The sequence below is a fragment of the Arthrobacter sp. sptzw32 genome (assembly GCF_059089735.1).
In genome coordinates this window covers 169,496-186,818 of sequence record NZ_JBNHEZ010000006.1, presented here as the reverse complement: position 1 = coordinate 186,818, position 17,323 = coordinate 169,496, and the positions used below count along the sequence as shown (strand labels likewise).

Genomic DNA, 17,323 nt, shown 5'->3' with positions numbered 1-17,323 from the left:
CATCGCTATTGCGAGCAGTGCACCTGCGAAATGTCTTTTTAGCACGCTCTGGGTCCAATCAGGTGGAAAGTCAACGGATAGTCCCAACATCCTCTGGCGTGCGATTTTTCAAAGCAAGCAGTGATTAATGATGCTCTGCATCACTTATTCTGATCCGGATGCGGGATGGCATCAATATTCCAGCGCGAAGTTTCGACGATATTTAGGAGGTGTTTCGTCCATGTTTCATCGTTTGGACAGATGTCGTTCCTCGAATATTTGCGGTTGAATGCATGAAGCGACCGGGTAAGCATTAGACAATGGAAAATTCCCGCCAAGACTCCTCAAACCTGCTTGACCTCCTGTCGCTAGAGGAGAAGCTCGACCTAGTATCCGGACATGGACTGTGGCGCACGGCCCCGGTTGATCGTCTTGGGGTGCCATCGATCGTCATGACCGACGGTCCGAATGGGGTGCGATACTCGCGTGCACAGGTCGAGGAAAGCGCTGGAGGCGGCATTGATTTCACGGCCTTCCTCGCTTTAGTTAACGATCGAGACCGTGAAGCGGTCGGTCAAAGGAAAGTGGAAATGTCCACCTGCTTCCCTACTGGCTCAAGTCTGGGATGTTCCTGGGATCCGGAGCTGGCGAGATTGATAGGTGAGGCAATGGCAGAGGAGTGCTCCCATTTCGGAGTAGACGTTCTGCTGGCGCCTGGAATAAACATTCGGCGCACTCCTCTTGCTGGCAGGACGTCCGAGTACTATTCCGAGGACCCGCTGGTGACCAGCGAAATTGCCGCAGGGGTTGTCGTAGGCCTTCAGGGCTCGGGCGTAGCTGCCTGCGTCAAGCATTTTGCTGCGAACAACTCCGAGGTCGAACGGACGACCATGGATTCTGTCATAGACGAGCGGGCACTTCGCGATGTTTACCTTCGAGGATTCCGGCGCACCATAACTAAGAGTGCCCCTGCGCTCGTTATGTCGTCGTACAACAAGCTGAACGGCACACAAGCGTCGGAAAATGAGTGGCTTCTTACTTCGGTTCTTCGAGAAGAATGGGGGTACGAAGGCTTGGTGGTTTCCGACTGGCACGGCGTGAAGGACCGGCCGGCCTCCATCCACGCAGGCAATGATCTGGACATGCCTGAAAGCGCTATGCGGAAGGAGGCGCTGGAAGCCGCTTACGCATCCGGTGAGGTCGGCATCGAAGTTCTCGATCGGAGTGTGGGGCGTGTCGTGCGAACCGTGCAGAAGATCGCCGACCTGCGGAGTCAGAGGGTGGATGGGCACCTCAACCATCATGACGTTGCACGACGTGCCGCCGCCGAGTCTATCGTCCTCCTCAAGAACGACTCAGGACTATTACCGTTGAGTCCGTCCGCGAAACTCCGCGTGGCAGTTTTTGGGCCCGGCGCAGTTGAGCCAGTAATCCAAGGCTTCGGTAGCGCTCGTATGGTTCCCAGCGTTGTAGATACCCCTTTAGACGAAATTCGACAAGTCCTACCCGCAGCCACGATAGAGTTCCATTCGGGCTTCTCTGGACAAGGTGACGTTCTGCTCGGGGACGCCGCCGAACTGGCGCGCTCGGCAGATATTGCCATGGTCTTCGCGAACGCGCCCCTCAACGCTGACGGAGAGAACGTCGACCGCCCCAGCCTCGCTCTCGCACCGGGATTCGACGACCTCATTACGCAGGTAGCAAAAGAGGCCAAACACACTGTGGTGATACTAACTATCCCTGACGCCGTCACCATGCCATGGCTCGACGAGGTTGATGCAGTCGTAGTTCCCTTCTTCGCTGGAGAAGCCATGGGATCGGCCTTGGCCCAGGTGTTATCAGGAGACGTAGTTCCCTCAGGCAAACTGACGACGACCTTCCCAAAGAGGATTGAGGACATCCCAGGGATTTTGGAATACCCGGGGGAGAACGGGCAGCATCGCTACTCGGAGGGCACGTTCGTGGGCTACCGCTTTTACGATGCCAGAGACATTGAGCCCCTCTTCCCGTTCGGATTCGGACTCAGCTACACCGACTTCGAGTATTCGGACCTTGTGACGAGTGCTGCGGTCAGGCCCGGCGGCTCTCTTGACATTGAATTCACGGTGAGCAACGTAGGGGGACGCGCCGGTGCCGAGACTGCACAGGTGTACGCGGACTACATCAATCCAAGGGTGCGGAGGGCACGTGAACTAGTGGGATTCTCAAAAGTGCACCTTGAAGCCGGCGAATCGCGGCGTGTGGCCCTAACGATTGATTCCGAAGACCTTTCTTACTGGGACTCCCGGGTGGGGCGAGCTGTGCTCGATGACGGTGTGGTTCAGCTCCACGTCGGATCGTCGTCGCGGGACTTCAGACTTCAGGGGGAAGTGCTCGCTGAATCCGACGCACCTAGAGTTCGACCGCTCGTGCGTGACACGGAAACGGCGTTTGTCTTAGACAATCCAGCATCGTTGGTGGCTCTCACGGCATTGCTGAAGGAGAAATTAGGAGTGACTGCAGACGAGGCAGAAGCGATGATCATGCAATGCGCACGGTCCTTTATTGGTGTTTTCGATAGTCTCGCGAATAGGTTCAAGCTAACTTTTTCAGATTCGGAAATTGAAGGAGTTATCACTGCCGCACGCCTCGCTTCAACCGAAGTCCGCGTTCCGGCAGTTCCCTAGTGTCGGCAGATTATACGCACGGCGAATCGATTAACGGTCAGGCGCACAGACTTGTGGAGCGCGCTTGAGGTTGCGGGCAAATGCCTGAAGCGTAATGGCATCGCTGCAGCTGCTCCTTATTGCCTGGACGTTCCGCACCCCTGGTATGACCGGCACTCGCAAGTTGATGTCTCTGTGATCTACGGAAGGATTAGATTGCGTCACCATTGGGACCTGCATATCAAACCATTGGTCCGACAGCAGCCATAGACCGGGACGGCTCCCTGCCCTACAAGACTGGTAAGACTCTCCTAAAAAGGCTCAACTGTTTGGACAGTTCTGATTTGCGCTCTTGCCGGAAGCGGGCAGAGGCCAGCGCGGATAACTATCTGCTTACGGTCGCCTCGAAAACACTGGTATCTTCACATCTCTTGACTGCTCGTGAAGATGGTGACCCGCAATGGGAATGGTCCTCACTTTGCTTTTGTCCCCCGTAGGAGGATCAAATCTCCGATTGGTGTTCCCGTCTTTGAAGCGAACAGAGGGACCGTGCCTTGTGGCACGGTCCCTCAATTGCTACACGAAATCCGGTCCAACTGGTTTTCTTGCCCCCTACTTGTCAGTGATGACGGCCCTTGCGTCTATCTCCACGACCCATTCGGGCCGGGCAAGTCCTGATACGACGAGGCTGTTCGATATGGGGAAGGCACCGTTCAACCTGATGCGGGTGTGGGGCTTTAGACCGCCCCAGTGGGTACTAGCGCGTCCTGATCGTTGTGGGTGAGGTAGCTCCGCTGAATGGAAATCTGGTCGGCGACGTACTTAGCGTCGTGCCAGACGCCCCAAATGAAGCTCGATCCGCGGCGTGACTGCCAGGGCAAGCCCAGGAAGTAGATACCGGGCTCTGAAGAAACCCCACGCTGATGCTGCGGCCTGCCATTGTCGTCGAAGGCGTTGACCTGCAGCCAGCTAAAGTCCTGAACAAAACCCGTTGCCCACACGATGGAGGTGACACCGGCTGCTGCGAGATCGAGCTCGCGCAGGGGATCAGTAAGGCTTTCCGGGTCCGGCCGTAGTGTACGGGCCTCCGGTTCCTCGGGGAGATCGAGGCCGTTTTGTTCAATGTACGCGTCGGCCTGGTCCAGCAGCTGCAGATAATGCGTGTCGCCGTTTTCGACGTTCTGGCGAAGATCCTGGGCAAAGCGCATCGTTCCGTTGTCGAAGACTTCGGTCCGGCCAACAAGTTTGATGCCGTCTTCGGCGAGGGCACGGAAATCGACAGTGTGGCCGCCGTCCGCTCCGCTCACCGCAATGGTTACGTGCTCCGCGCCGCGGGGAGGAGTGGCAGCGTCCCACATGCCGAGCACTCCAAGCCACCAGCAGAAGTCCCGTCCGCGGTAACTGCGCGGGGGGCGGTCGTGCGGTCCGACGGAGAGGTAGACCTGACGGCCCGACCGCTGGATTTCTGCTGCGATCTGCACCCCTGAGGAGCCGGCACCGACAACGAGGATGCCACCTTCAGGCAGTTGGCCGGGGTTCCGATAGGAGCTGGAGTGCATCTGTACGATGCCGGCGGCATCGGGAACGACGGCCGGAATGACAGGCTTTTGGAACGGGCCCGTGGCAGCCACAACATAGCGGGCATTGAAGTCCCCATCCGAGGTCGTCACCTCGAAGCCGGGCGCGCCGACGTTCCTGCGGACGGATTTCACCTCGACTCCGCAACGAATCGGAGCGTTGATTTTCTGCGCATAGGCGACAAAATAGTCCGCGACCTGTTCCTTTGAGGCAAAGGCACCTGGATCGTGCTCGGCAAACTCGAGGCCCGGGAAGCGGTCATGCCAGACCGGACCGTTCGCCACAAGAGAGTCCCACCTCATGGAGCGCCACCGCTCGGCGATACGGTCGCGTTCCAAAACGATGTGCGTGATACCGCGCTCAGACAGGTGCTCGCTCATAGCAATGCCGGCCTGACCGGCCCCTACAACGAGAACCTCAACCTCTTGGCTTGACATTTCAATCTCCTACTTTAATGCGAATTGCCCCAGTGGTACTTGGCACACACCGAAAAATCATTTTTCCGTCGATGCCTTATGAGGAAACTCGACTGGAATGGGCGAATGGCGGACACGGCCGGCCATCTATTTCAATTTTGACGGGCCCAGCGGCATCTGCATAGCGAATAAATTCGCTTAAGTACATCTGTAATTTAGATTACGCAGATAGGTTGCGACGATCTGCGGCGACGGTGCAACGAGTACAACCACTTCGCCCCCTGTCAAAGGTTCTTCATTAGGGATCAGGAAATTCTGCCAGGGAGGCGAAGGCTAGGGACAGGTCTACGGCAAAACGGCCCAGCTTGAGATCGGGTCAACGTCTGCCCGTGCTGCTGAGCTTTTCAGGCGTAACGCAGGCGCCTACCGCACAGCAGGTGCCATGCGTCGCCGCAGGGCTTCGAGGTCCTGTGACACGGCCACTTTCGCAAGGGTGTTGCTCTGCTGTGACGGTTGCCTTTTGTGGGCGCTTCGTTCTGAACCAAGAGAGCGACGACGGGTCTCGCCGCGGAGGAACAGGGGTTGGGCCGCGAGGTTCTGCGTGGTCAGCGGGTCATGGAAGAGAACCGCCATGGACGGTGCGGTGTGCTGGCCTCCGGAATGGCTCCCTTGGTTAATAGGCTGTTCTATTTTCATATTTTCAAAATCGAGTTCTCATCATGGGCGTGGCTGACAGCGAAGACTAAATCGGGGAGACGGCGACGCCCCTATGGTCAAATGCCTACGAACGGGGTTTAGGTTCCTGTTCGGTGACAATGACCGGGTCTCTCACGTGCAGCGCAGTCCAATTCTGTTAAACGGTCGATTTTGGTCTTTTTCGTCATTGCCTTCATTCTCCTGCGGTATTCCAGCGGATTCATTATGCTTACAGACCACCGGGGCTTTCGAAGCGGATAACGGAGCTTAGGGTTAAGTGAGTTTAGTTCTTAGTAAGAGTTCGTCTCGCGCTCGTTGCCGTCATATGGCCGACCTTCGAAATGCCTAGTTGAGGTTGTCGTTGTGTATAGCCTCGGCTGTTCAGCCCAGTCCAGCCATTGACGCGGCAGCAAGGGCGTTTTCTGTTATTCGCCTGTCCAGCAGTCCACGTTCGATCACCAAGTCTGCGATGCCCCGGTTGCTGGATAGCGCTTCTTTGGCCAGCTCTGCCGCCGCGGCGTAGCCGATCAAAGGAGCGAGGCCAGTGACGACGCTTACTGATTCGAGCATGCGTTGCTGCAGGACCTGAGTGTTGGCTTTGATGCCGTCCACGCAGTGGGTGCGGAGTTGGCGGCATGCGACTGTTAGCCAGGAGATTGATTCCAGGAGCGCGTCAGCGATGACGGGTTCGAAGGCGTTGAGCTGCAGCTGGCCGGCCTCGACAGCCATGGTCACGGTCGCGTCGGCGCCGACGACGCGAAAGGCGACTTGGTTGACCATTTCGGGGATGACCGGGTTAACCTTTCCGGGCATGATCGAGGACCCGGCCTGCACTGCGGGCAGGAAAATCTCGGCGAAGCCCGTTTGAGGGCCCGAGGAGAGTAAACGGAGGTCGTTGCAAATCTTTGACAGTTTTACCGCGGCTCTCTTCATAACTCCAGAGACCAGCATGAAGACGCCGGTGTCACCGGTTGCCTCGACCAGGTTGGTCGCCGAGACGAGTTGCAGGCCAGTGACTGCGTTGAGTTCAACCATGACGGCTTCCCGGTATCCGGGCGGAGCGGTGATGCCTGTGCCAATGGCCGTGGCGCCGAGGTTGGATTCGCGCAGATGCGGCAAAAGCTCAAGGAGCCGGTTCCTGTCCTCGCGCAAAGTTTCGGCAAAGGCGCCCAATTCCTGGCCCATTGACATCGGTACGGCATCCTGGAGTTGGGTTCGCCCTACCTTGATGATTCCTGCGAATTCTGCCGCCTTGGCATCGAAGGCTTCGCTGAGCCTGTTGTGTTCGGAACAGAGTTCTGTGAGCTCACGCTGCAAGGCGATCTTGATAGCAGTGGGGTAAACGTCGTTGGTCGACTGACTTCGATTCACGTCATCGATCGGGTGCAGCGTGGCATAGTCGCCCTTGTCGTGTCCCATCAGTTCCAGGGCGCGGTTGGTTATTACTTCGTTGGCATTCAAGGCGGTGCTGGTACCGGCGCCGCCTTGGATGGTGTCCACGACGAACTGGTCATCCAGGAGCCCGTCCATGACCTGGCGGGCGGCACTTTGTATGGCGTCGGATTTGACGGGTTCGAGGAGGCCGAGGCTTTCGTTTGCGCGGGCTGCGGCGTACTTTACAGCTCCCAGTCCCCACAGCAGGGAACGAAGGCTGCCGATGGGCCGTCCACTGACGGGAAAGTTTTCCACGGCCCGCATGGTGCTGATGCCCCAATAGGTCTCGGCAGGGACGTCCCGGTCGCCGAGGCTGTCGTGTTCCCGCCGGTTGCGGGGGTCGGTCGACGATGGTTGATCTGTCATGGTCCTGTTCCTGCGACTATGGGAGAAAGCGCCTGGCTACTGTGCCAGGAAGTCCAGTGCTGTCAGCGTCAGGGCCGCAGCACCGTCATGAATTGCGCGGTCGGCTGCTTCGCCCACACAATGCGCAGCGAACTCCGGCTGGTGATTGGCTGCAGGGAAGCAGCCCAGTCCGATGTAGGGATGGATAGCCGGAACCACCTGGGAGACGTTGCCCATGTCGGTGGAGGCCCGGTTCATGGTCGCCTGCTCTGCCGGCACGTTGAAGTCTCTCCCGAGGGACTCTGCATGACGGACATACAGTTCCAGCGCCCGCAGATCTGTCCGAAACTCAGAGTACGGCTCTGATTCCGGTGTGACCGACAGCTCGCATCCGGATGCCAGGGCGCCGGCTTCAAAGCAGCGCTGGACGCGCTCCTCCAGCTTTTCGAGCTGGGCGAGTGACTCGGCACGGACATACCAGCGCCCCTCTGTTTTTTCCGGGATGGCGTTCGGGGCTTCACCGCCACGGGTTTGGATACCGTGCACCCGGGTGCCGCCGGGCAGCTGCTGGCGAAGAAGACCCAGAGCGACCTGGGCGACGATGAACGCATCATTGGCGTTGATGCCCTGGTCCGGGTAAGCCGCGGCGTGGGCCGATTTGCCCCTGTACTGCACATGGTTATGGGCGACGGCGTAGGGCCGCGCCTCGGCCGAGTCCACCGGGCTGGGGTGTGCCATCATGGCAAGGTCAAGGCCGTGGAAGGCACCCTTCTTCAAGAGCTCGATCTTTCCTCCTCCGCCTTCTTCGGCAGGAGTTCCGTAAAGTTCGACAGTCAGGTCCCGTTCGACCGCGAACCCTGCCAGTGCCACCGCTGTCCCGCACGAGATGGCGGTGATGATGTTATGGCCGCAGGCATGACCGAGACCCGGCAGGGCGTCGTACTCCGCCATGACGCCGATCCGACGGCTACCATTTCCGAAGACCGCCCGTAAGGCAGTGGGGAAACCCAGGTACCCTCTTTCGACGTCGAAGCCGTGCTGTTCCAAATAGTCTGCCGTCCACCCTGCTGCGCGGTGTTCCTGCCAGCCGAGCTCCGGGTTGGCGTGCAGCGTCTCGGAGAGCTGGGTCAGGTCCGCTTGCTGCCCGGCCACGGCCTCCAGCACCCGATCGCGTTGTCCGTGCTGAACCTCTGCGTTCAGCTTGGCTGCCAGCTCAGCGTTCATCGCCTGGCACTCCATAGCTGATGGACGAGGCCGGATCGAGACCGCGAACCACGTAATCCTGGCGCTGTGGAAGCCATACATCCAGAAGCCTTCCAAGCTCAGCTATGGGGTCGTCGTGCCAGTCCACACGCAAATCAGTGTCCCTCCAGCCATGACCGGAGACGATGGACATCCCTGCAGACCTTACGGGGCCCGCTTCCCCACCGGCAGCTTCAGCAGCCTTCAGCGCAGCCAGCAACCGCTCCTCCAGCTCACCGGTGGCAGATTCAAAACTGTCACACAGCGCCTGGGCGACGGCAGGGCTATCCAGCATGTTCCCGGCGGCAACGCAGTTCCTGCCTCTGCCTTCACCTAAGACGCCCAACGTGTGCGCGCCGCTGAAGACAGCTGAAGCACCCTTGGAGTCCAAGACGACCAACTGGCGGTAATCAACCGCGGGAGCTTTGCGGACAATTGCATCGAGGGCCTCCTGCGCTGAATCTCCGGCCTGGAGGCGATCCAGCAGGGCGCCGCCCAGACGGGGATCCGTGATGTTCTGTGAGCTGACGGCGCCTACACCGTCCCGCAGGTGGGCGCAACGTGCGGCGACGGCAGGGGAAGAGGAACACACGGCGATTCCATACCGCCCCTGCCCGTCCGTGCCAGCAATGCTGAACGTCATTGTGCCACCTGGGAGGTCGACAGTACGGCTGTGGCGTCGATCTCCACCAGCCACTCCGGCCGTGCCAGCGCCTGTACGACGATCCCGGTGGAAACCGGGAAGACTCCCTTGAGCCAGCGGCCCAACACCCGATAGACAGTCTCACGGTAGCGCGGATCAATGATGTACACCGTGACTTTGACAATGTCTTCGAGGCTGCTGCCCGCTTCCTTCAGAAGCATGTCGATGTTGGCCATGGCCTTTTCCGTTTGAGCTTCAACATCACCGATACCCACCGATTCGCGGGTGTCCAGGTCCTGCCCAATTTGTCCACGAAGGTAGACGACCCCGTTGGCTACCACCGCCTGGCAGAGGTCGTTGTCCAGGTTCTGCTCCGGGTAGGTGTCTTTGGTGTTGAATGTGCGGATGCGCTGGTGTTTCACTTTCACCGCTACCTTTCGTTCTACTGGCTCGATCGTCAGTTCCAGACTTCTTGTCCCAGCTTTCCGCGCCCGTCCGGATCTGTCCAACAGTCCTTTTAGAACAGTTACATCTCGAAATCAGATGAATGTCGTAGTGTGGTGAACATGGATGTCACACTCACGCAATTGCGCTATTTCTCAGAGGCGGCCGCCCAGTTGTCGATGACTGGCGCCGCCGTCCGGCTGAACGTGGCGCAATCCGCTGTGTCAGCGGCGATCGCGCAATTGGAGCGCCATATTGGCACGCAGTTTTTCATCAGGCAGAGGTCCAAAGGGTTGGTGCTCACTCCTGCCGGAGAGCTGTTTTTGCGCGATGCCCAAGCCATTCTGACCCATGTAGAGGAAAGCCTCGACCACGCGCGGGGCGAGCAGCAAAGCGTTAAGGGCCGGGTGCGCATGGCATGCTTCAGCACCCTCGCACCATTCCTGCTTCCCGGCGTGCTCACCAGGCTGCGGGAGGAACACCCCGCCCTGGAAGTCGAGGTACTTGAAACGGACATTTCAGGATGCGTCAGCGCGCTAATCAACGGCCAGGCTGACCTTGCACTGTGTTATGACCTGGACCTGCCGGAGGGAATCGCAGGTTCCGTGGTGCATACGGCCAGGCCATACCTCGCGCTTCCACCTAATCATGACCTTGCGGGCTCGGGCAGCGTGCCGTTGTCCGCGCTCAGGGAAGAGTCCTTCGTGTTGCTGGACCTGCCTCACACCCGCGATCTCATGCTCTCAATCGCTAGGCGCAGCGGCCGGGAGCCGGACATCAGATTCCGCTCTGCAAGCTATGAGACCGTACGCACTTTCGTAGCCCGGGGTCTTGGATATTCCATCCTTCACCAACGCCCTCAACACCGCCTGACGTACGACGGGGGAAAAATAGCAACTGTCGAGATCAAGGACGACGTCCCGGAGCTAAAGACAGTGCTGGCCCACCTGCAATCGCAGCGCCCTACTGCACGGGTACGGGCAGTAGGGCAAGCGTTACGGCACCAGATCGTGGCTGCGAAAGCAGCATCTACTAAGGAATAGGCGCCGGGAAGGCGTACCAGGAAGTCAAGGCGACAGCGCGAGCAGTCACGAGCCGTAGCCCTCCCGCTCGGGCCCAAGGGGCGTTCATGATGCCCGCATTCGCGCCGTATACGAAGTTGCGTCGGGCCCGACCACGTACTCCCTGTCGAATTTGCAGTGACCTCCGCAGTCCCCAAAGGAACCCTGGATCATGGTAGGTGATGAGCAGAAACAGCAGCGCCCACTCACTGTTGCCAACCTCGGCGTGCGTAGCGGTGCAGTCACCGCCGTCCGTAACCCCAGCTTCACGGTCCGTCCGGGCGAAACAGAGGTGAGCTATCACCGATAGCTCGTCTTCGTAGATGACAAGGTTGGAGTGCCGCCATCAGGAAATCAGATGTGCTTTCCGTGAAATAACTATTCGACAGATCCTCGACGTGGCAGAAAGATGGTAAATGCCAGCAATCCCGAGTGATCCCCATCACCACTTCCTGGTAGCGCAGTTCTGAAACCATAGGGGCGGCCACCTGCGGATGCGCTTTCTACCCCAGCATCGGATACTTTTCCTCCAGGAGTAGCAGTGAACACCAACAATATTGAGGGGCGAATCAGCCGGAAAGGGCTGCGCACAAGCGTCACAGCCGGTTCCATAGGCGTCTTCGTCCACTGGTTTGAGTGGGCGATCTACGCCTATCTGGCTTCAACCATCGCCGTCGTCTTCTTCCCGGAACAGGACAGTACCGCGGCGCTGCTGTCTGTGTTCGCGGTCTTTGCCATCAGCTTCGGCGTCCGCCCGCTCGGTGCCCTTATCTTCGGAACCCTTGGCGACCGGATCGGGCGTAAGAAGACGCTTTCGATAGTCATTTTGTCGATGAGCGGCGCAACCCTCGTTGTCGGCCTCCTGCCCACCTACAATGCCATCGGCATCTGGGCTCCCATCCTGCTCATAGCTGCCCGCGTCGTACAGGGCCTTGCCGCTGGTGGCGAATTCGGCAGCGCCGCAGCATTCCTGGCCGAGTACTCCCCCCGGAAGCATCGCGGATTCGGCGTAAGCTGGCTTGAGTTCGGCAGTCTCCTGGGCTTCCTCGCCGCGTCTCTGGTTGTATTCGTGCTGACCAGCACGATGGATGCTGCAACCATTGAGAACGGCGGCTGGCGCATACCATTTCTCATCGCCGTGCCCTTGGGTGTGGTCGGCTTCTACATCCGCTCCAAGATCGAGGACACCCCGGAGTTCAAATCACTCGAAGAACTCGACAACATCCCCCAAAGCCCCGTGAAAGAGGTTTTCACACGGCATTGGAAGCAGCTCCTGCAAATGAGCGGCCTGGAAATCATGATGCACGTAACCTTCTACGTCGTCCTCGTCTACCTCCTGACCTACCAGGAATCCGTGCTCGGCTTCGACGCCGGAACCGCCGCCCTGCTCTCCACTGCGGCCTCCATCGCAGGACTCATCCTCGTACCCCTGACAGGGGCGCTGTCCGACCGAATTGGCCGCAAACCTCTGCTCATCACCGCAGCGATCGCACTCATCGTGCTGGCATACCCGCTGTTCCTCACCATGCAGTCCGGCACACCGTGGGCCGGTGCCGTAAGCACCGTTGGACTAGGCATCATTCTGGCACTCATCCTGGGCGTTCACGCAGCAGCCGCAGCCGAACTCTTTCCTACCCGCACACGCCAGACCGGCCTGTCCATCGCCTACAGCATCACAGCAGCGATCTTCGCCGGCACAGTTCCCTACGTACTGACCTGGCTCATCGCCCAGACCGGCAACCAGATGATGCCGGCCTTCTACCTCATACTCGTTGGACTGATTGGCCTGGCAGCCGTGTTGACCATGAAAGAAACCAAGGGCAGCAGCCTCTTCAGTGAAGAAGACGCTAAACCGACCGACACCCTGTCCGCTGAAACGGAAGGCCCTCGAGCAGTGGCCAACAAGACCATCCCCTAAACCCGCTGAACAGCACGGCCCACGGACAGCACCAGCTGCCCGTGGGCCTTTTGCTATAAAGCACCTCGACGAAGAAACAAGCAATATCAATGGATATTGGAGCGGCTAAGCGCCACCCAAAAACTCCACGAAGACCGGCGACGGGAAGGACCGCGGACTGCTTCAGCCCGATTCAAACGTCAGGCTGAAGCACACCCCCAATCTGACAAACTTTAGTGCTCGTCTTGACTTCTTTCTGAGACAGGCCTAGAACTCAGCCTGACGGGACCACGGTTCGGAGGCAATAAGTGGCTGGGCAGCGGATCGGGTACGTGCGGGTAAGCACACTGGACCAGAACGAGAAACGCCAGCTCGAAGGCCAGGTCTTGGACCGGGTCTTCACGGACAAGGCCTCCGGCAAGGACACCTTCCGCCCGCAGCTCACTGAACTGCTGCGGTTCGCCCGCGACGGAGACACCGTCGTTGTGCACAGCATGGACCGGCTCGCGCGGAACCTCGATGACCTACGTGCCCTCGTCCAGGGCCTGACCCGCAAAGGTGTGCGGGTGGAGTTCGTCAAGGAAAGCTTGGTCTTCACCGGCGAGGACTCCCCCCTGGCCAACCTCATGCTCTCCGTCATGGGCGCCTTCGCCGAATTCGAACGCTCCCTCATCCGGGAACGACAGCGGGAAGGCATTGCCCTGGCCAAGCAGCGCGGCGCCTACAAAGGACGGAAAAAGACCCTCACGCCGGAACGAGCCGCCGAACTGGTCCAGCGGGCCGGCAGCGGCGTTTCGAAAGCCTTGCTTGCCCGCGACTACGGGATCAGCAGGGAGACGGTCTACCAGTACCTGCGCCACGCCAGGCCAGTCGACACCCTGTCCTCCGCCAAGACACCCCTCTTGCCGTAGCTTTACGAATATCCGTTATCGGCGTTCGATCTGGCTGCTCATTAGGTGAGAAAATGCCGCATTTGTTGGCACTCCTTCAGTCTGAGCGCCGCCACCGGCGCTGCATCGGTTTTCCCAATGAAGCTCACAACGGCGGCATAGGCTGACGAGTATGGACGAAGCGTCAGCAATACTGGAGCGGCCGGAACACCGTACATACACAGCCATGACCAAGGAAGGCGAAGCAGCTGTAGGCCGTATCGCCATATGGGCTGCATACGTGGAGCAGCACCTTGTAGATCTGTGCGCAGAACTGATCAACGAAAGCAATGCGGCGGTTGGACACGCCGTGACCGCCAATATGAGCGCTTCGTCCATGATTCAGCTCGCGAAGAAACTCCTGGCCGAATCCAATACGATCAGCGCGGAATATAAGGCCACGACTATGGCCGCGCTGGCTGAAGCCAAGGCAGCTCTAGAACAACGCAACAAGATTCTGCAGGCCACCGTTGGTGGTTCTCTGATAAGGGGCACCACCACGTTTTGGAACAGTCGAAGATAGAGATTTACTTCGGGACCGTTAGTGGGCCAGTTGGAGGCCGCCCAGCATAGTCCAGAGGAGCTAGACGCCATCGGTGCACGTCTATATAAGGCGATGAATGATCTATGGGAGTGCTATCTGTCCGTGGGGTACCGGGGAGATAAGTAGCCCCAGCAACGGCTAGTTTTACGAAAGCCCCATTATCGGCGTTTCGGACGCATGCCCGGATGGGGCTGTTTGTCGCCTTTCGGATGGCGCGTTCTGCCGCGTGTTTCGGCTTTCGGCTGGCCTTCTGCAGCAATGGCGAGCGGATTCACCATGATGTGGGAAGGGTGCTCGGGAGCCCGCTGATCGCGGAATCTTGTTCGGCGATCATGGTCGCGGCTGGCTTGGGAGGAAGGCGGGTGAGGATTGTGGGCGAGGGGTCGCGTCAGCTGGTGCCGGTACCGCCAAAGCTGGCGCGGTCCGCCGTCCATGCCCGGGCTTGTTCGCTGAGTGAGATGCCAAGCCCGTGTCTGGCCGGAATGATCATTCGGCCTCCTCCTATTTGCAGCCGTTCGTTGAAGAGCGGTTCCAGCCATTCGAAGTGCTCCACCCACGGATCGATCTCGTAGGCTGCGGCCAAGTGGAGGTGGATTTCCATGGCGAAGTGGGGTGCCATGCGGATTCCTGCATCTTCGCCCAGGGCCATGATTTTCAGAAAGGGGGTGATGCCGCCGACCCGGGGAGCGTCCGGCTGCATGAAGTCCACCGAACCGGCACGGATCAGGGTTCGGTGCTCAGCCGTGCTGGTGAGCATTTCCCCGGTAGCTATCGGGGTGACCAGATCCCTGGCGAGGGCAGCGTGGCCCTCGGCGTCGTAGGCGTCGAGGGGTTCTTCGATCCAAGTGAGATCGAATTCTTCCAGCCTTAGGCCAACGCGAAGGGCTGTAGTGCGGCTCCATTGTTGGTTTGCGTCCACCATCAGGGGAAAGTCGTCCCCGAGAAGTTCCCGCATTGCACGCACTCGTCGGATGTCCAGCGATGTGTCCGGCTGGCCTACTTTGATCTTGATGCCGCCGATGCCTCGTTCCAGTGAGGCCTGGGCATTGGCCCGGATTTCCTCGATGGACATGGAGAGGTATCCGCCGGAAGTGTTGTAGCACGGGACGGTGTCGCGGTGGGCTCCCAGCAGTTTGGCCAGGGGAAGGTTTGCGCGTTTGGCTTTGACATCCCAGAGGGCGATGTCCATGGCGGCGATGGCTTGCGTGGCGAGTCCGCTGCGGCCGACGGAGGCGCCGGCCCAAATCAGCTTGGTCCACAGACGCTGGATGTCGTTGGGGTCCTCGCCCAGCAGTTTCGGTGCGATCTCCTTGGCATGGGCGAAGAGGCCCTGGCCGCCGGCCCGTTTGGAGTAGCTGTAGCCGATGCCGGACAGTCCGGCCTCGGTGTGGATCTCAGCGAAAAGAAACGCAATTTCCGTCAGGGGCTCCTGGCGCCCTGTCAGGACTTTCGCGTCGCTGATGGGAGCGGCAAGAGGGAGCATGATCAAGGACAGATCAATTCCCTTTATCCGGTCCGTGGTTGCTTCGCCGGGACGAAGCCCTGCGAAATGTTGTTCATTGATCAGACTGTCGTCTGCAGCAGTGGTTCTGGGCAGCGAATTTTCGGGAGCCATAGCGTCGATTCTGTTAGCGGTGCTTATCGTTGGGCCGTGCACAGGTCATGGCACCGGAACGGATGCCGCTGCCACCGGGTTTGTAAGGCTTCCGATTCCTTGGACTTCCACCGTGGTCTGGTCACCCGGTGCGAGGAACCTGGGAGGAGTCATGAACCCGCCACACCCGGATGGGGTGCCGGTGAGAATCACGTCTCCGGGGCGAAGGGTGAAGTGCCTGCTCAGGTAGGAAATGAGCGCCCTGACGCCGAAGACCATGTCGGCTGTGTTCCCGTCCTGGACGATGTTCCCGTTGACCCAGGTCCTGATCCGGACGTTCTGCGGGTCGGGAATCTCGTCGGCAGTGACGATGACCGGGCCGATGGGACAGAAGGTGTCCAGTCCTTTGCCCCGGACCCATTGGGGATCAGCCCGCTGGACGTCCCGTGCCGAAATGTCGTTTGCCGCCGTATATCCGAAGACGAAATCCAAGGCGCCTTCTTCGGGGATGTTGCGGGCCGTTTTGCCGATGATGACCGCGAGCTCGCCCTCCCAGTCAGCTTCTGTGGTCACGTCCGCGTCAAGAATGATGGGGTCTCCTGGCCCGGCGACGCTGGAGGAGAGTTTCGGGAAAAGGTACGGCGTTTCTGGGGTCGGGAATCCCATGTCCCTGATGGTGTCCCTGTAATTGAGGCCGATCCCGAAAATGGTTCCTCCCGGATACGGGGCCAACAGTCCCGGGTGGCTCAGGGGTTCCTCGGCGGGATCTATTTCAGGTGCTTCCCCTGCCACGATTGCGGCGAGGTCTGTCTGGGTCAGGACGCGCCATGCCCCATCGTCTTCGACTGCAAGGCGGGGGCGTTGCTGGAGGGAAATTCGTGCGATTCTCAAGCTATTTTCTCGTTCCTGCGGTGGGAGATGTGGCGTAGTTGATGGCCGGGTCGTAGCCGAGACGGCGGGATATGGCTTCGGCGGTGCTGGCCACCACGGCGCCGATACGCGAAAGTTCGGGGCTGATCCGGTCGGTTACGCCGGCGACGCTGATGGCGGCAACGGGCCGGCCCATGTTGTCGCGGATGGCGGCGCCGCAGCAGGTGCTCGACGGGTCGATTTCACCATGGTCCTCGGACCAGCCGCGTTCAATAGTGCGTCGAATCTCTTCCTCCAAAGCCGCCCTCGTGGTGATGGTGTGCGGTGTGAAGCGGTGATAGACCATCTTGGAGAGGATTTGCTCCCGCTCCTCCTGTGGCAGGGCGGCCAGGTATGCCTTGCCAACGGACGTGCAGTGCATAGGCCTCCGCGCCCCGACGTCGCCATGAACGGCGACGGTCTGGGGTCCCTTGTCCCGGTAGATGAAAACCATCTCCGTACCGCGGGGGACGCCAAGGTTGACTGATTCACGGGTTTGCTGGACAAGCATCCTCAGGTACTCCGGCGCAATCTGAGCGACATCACTTGACTGCACGGCGGCAAGCGCCAGGCGGGCAGCGGCCGGACCCAGGTGCCAGATCCCGGCATGGCCGATGTCATCAACGTAGCCACGCTGCCGCAAGCGCTCCACAAGCCGGTACGTGGTGCTGCGGCTCACGTGGACGGCTGCCGCAATCTCCCCGGTCGTCGCTCCCCGGGTCGTCGCCAGGAAATCAAGAATGGAAAGACTCCGGTCCAGAGCCGAAGCAGCCGCTTGGTCCTTCGCCCCACTCGCACCCTCCTTCGTCTCACTGGATGGGACTTCGCGGCGGATATTGTCCCGCTGCTCGATAAGTTCGCTCATTCCGGTGCTTCACCTCACAATCCGCTAGGTATTTCTTTGTTTCCTGCCTAGCATCGATCGTAACAGGAATCCCGTTGAACGAGACGGCTTCCCAGAGAATGA

At 59.6% G+C, this 17,323-nt stretch carries 13 protein-coding genes; 5 read left to right on the top strand and 8 right to left on the bottom strand.

All coding sequences use genetic code 11. From position 1 onward, the window contains the following. The first annotated feature begins 299 nt into the window (after positions 1-299). A complete protein-coding gene (locus AC5RVN_RS13245; protein WP_494138242.1) occupies positions 300-2,645 on the top strand; it encodes a beta-glucosidase in 2,346 nt (781 codons plus the stop codon). A 716-nt stretch (positions 2,646-3,361) separates the two neighbouring features. Here the strand turns inward: AC5RVN_RS13245 and AC5RVN_RS13240 are convergent. The 5 genes from AC5RVN_RS13240 to AC5RVN_RS13220 form a co-directional block, all read right to left on the bottom strand. Beyond that, the gene (locus AC5RVN_RS13240; protein ID WP_494138241.1) at positions 3,362-4,639 is read right to left on the bottom strand and encodes a flavin-containing monooxygenase; all 1,278 of its coding nucleotides are present in this window, start codon (positions 4,637-4,639) and stop codon (positions 3,362-3,364) included. A 1,056-nt stretch (positions 4,640-5,695) separates the two neighbouring features. Further along, entirely contained in the window at positions 5,696-7,114 is a 1,419-nt protein-coding gene (locus tag AC5RVN_RS13235) for an aspartate ammonia-lyase (protein ID WP_494138240.1), read from the bottom strand. A gap of 36 nt (positions 7,115-7,150) precedes the next feature. Further along, positions 7,151-8,317, bottom strand: a complete 1,167-nt coding sequence (locus AC5RVN_RS13230) for a M20 family metallopeptidase (RefSeq protein ID WP_494138239.1) — start codon at positions 8,315-8,317, stop codon at positions 7,151-7,153. Beyond that, positions 8,307-8,978 carry a DUF1028 domain-containing protein gene (locus AC5RVN_RS13225; RefSeq protein ID WP_494138238.1) on the bottom strand — a complete coding sequence of 224 codons (672 nt, stop codon included), beginning with the start codon at positions 8,976-8,978 and terminating at the stop codon, positions 8,307-8,309. The genes AC5RVN_RS13230 and AC5RVN_RS13225 overlap by 11 nt, the downstream gene beginning before the upstream one ends. Further along, entirely contained in the window at positions 8,975-9,400 is a 426-nt protein-coding gene (locus AC5RVN_RS13220; protein WP_494138237.1) for a RidA family protein, read from the bottom strand. The genes AC5RVN_RS13225 and AC5RVN_RS13220 overlap by 4 nt, the downstream gene beginning before the upstream one ends. A 144-nt stretch (positions 9,401-9,544) precedes the next feature. Here AC5RVN_RS13220 and AC5RVN_RS13215 point away from each other — a divergent pair, with 144 nt between their 5' ends. The 4 genes from AC5RVN_RS13215 (at position 9,545) to AC5RVN_RS13200 (ending at position 13,832) form a co-directional block, all read left to right on the top strand. Next, positions 9,545-10,465 carry a LysR substrate-binding domain-containing protein gene (locus tag AC5RVN_RS13215; RefSeq protein WP_494138327.1) on the top strand — a complete coding sequence of 307 codons (921 nt, stop codon included), beginning with the start codon at positions 9,545-9,547 and terminating at the stop codon, positions 10,463-10,465. 559 nt (positions 10,466-11,024) lie between these two features. Continuing rightward, the gene (locus AC5RVN_RS13210) at positions 11,025-12,401 is read left to right on the top strand and encodes an MFS transporter (protein WP_494138236.1); all 1,377 of its coding nucleotides are present in this window, start codon (positions 11,025-11,027) and stop codon (positions 12,399-12,401) included. A 287-nt stretch (positions 12,402-12,688) separates the two neighbouring features. After that, a complete protein-coding gene (locus tag AC5RVN_RS13205; protein ID WP_494138235.1) occupies positions 12,689-13,291 on the top strand; it encodes a recombinase family protein in 603 nt (200 codons plus the stop codon). A gap of 151 nt (positions 13,292-13,442) precedes the next feature. Continuing rightward, positions 13,443-13,832 carry a hypothetical protein gene (locus tag AC5RVN_RS13200; protein ID WP_494138234.1) on the top strand — a complete coding sequence of 130 codons (390 nt, stop codon included), beginning with the start codon at positions 13,443-13,445 and terminating at the stop codon, positions 13,830-13,832. Positions 13,833-14,241: 409 nt separating this feature from the next. Here AC5RVN_RS13200 and AC5RVN_RS13195 read toward each other — a convergent pair whose 3' ends face one another. The 3 genes from AC5RVN_RS13195 to AC5RVN_RS13185 are packed head-to-tail and all read right to left on the bottom strand — an operon-like array spanning position 14,242 to position 17,221. Beyond that, positions 14,242-15,468 carry an L-talarate/galactarate dehydratase gene (locus AC5RVN_RS13195; RefSeq protein WP_494138233.1) on the bottom strand — a complete coding sequence of 409 codons (1,227 nt, stop codon included), beginning with the start codon at positions 15,466-15,468 and terminating at the stop codon, positions 14,242-14,244. 45 nt (positions 15,469-15,513) lie between these two features. Beyond that, on the bottom strand, positions 15,514-16,338 hold the full coding sequence (locus AC5RVN_RS13190; RefSeq protein ID WP_494138232.1) for a fumarylacetoacetate hydrolase family protein: 825 nt from the start codon (positions 16,336-16,338) through the stop codon (positions 15,514-15,516). 1 nt (position 16,339) lies between these two features. Further along, positions 16,340-17,221: an IclR family transcriptional regulator gene (locus AC5RVN_RS13185; protein WP_494138231.1), complete on the bottom strand. Its 882-nt coding sequence runs from the start codon at positions 17,219-17,221 to the stop codon at positions 16,340-16,342. Between the last annotated feature and the right edge of the window lie 102 nt (positions 17,222-17,323).

Excerpts from the sequence above, each read along its gene's own strand:
- AC5RVN_RS13245 (WP_494138242.1), top strand. The coding sequence starts at position 300 with ATGGAAAATTCCCGCCAAGACTCCTCAAACCTGCTTGACCTCCTGTCG.
- AC5RVN_RS13240 (WP_494138241.1), bottom strand. The coding sequence starts at position 4,639 with ATGTCAAGCCAAGAGGTTGAGGTTCTCGTTGTAGGGGCCGGTCAGGCC.
- AC5RVN_RS13235 (WP_494138240.1), bottom strand. The coding sequence starts at position 7,114 with ATGACAGATCAACCATCGTCGACCGACCCCCGCAACCGGCGGGAACAC.
- AC5RVN_RS13230 (WP_494138239.1), bottom strand. The coding sequence starts at position 8,317 with ATGAACGCTGAGCTGGCAGCCAAGCTGAACGCAGAGGTTCAGCACGGA.
- AC5RVN_RS13225 (WP_494138238.1), bottom strand. The coding sequence starts at position 8,978 with ATGACGTTCAGCATTGCTGGCACGGACGGGCAGGGGCGGTATGGAATC.
- AC5RVN_RS13215 (WP_494138327.1), top strand. The coding sequence starts at position 9,545 with ATGGATGTCACACTCACGCAATTGCGCTATTTCTCAGAGGCGGCCGCC.
- AC5RVN_RS13200 (WP_494138234.1), top strand. The coding sequence starts at position 13,443 with ATGGACGAAGCGTCAGCAATACTGGAGCGGCCGGAACACCGTACATAC.
- AC5RVN_RS13195 (WP_494138233.1), bottom strand. The coding sequence starts at position 15,468 with ATGGCTCCCGAAAATTCGCTGCCCAGAACCACTGCTGCAGACGACAGT.
- AC5RVN_RS13185 (WP_494138231.1), bottom strand. The coding sequence starts at position 17,221 with ATGAGCGAACTTATCGAGCAGCGGGACAATATCCGCCGCGAAGTCCCA.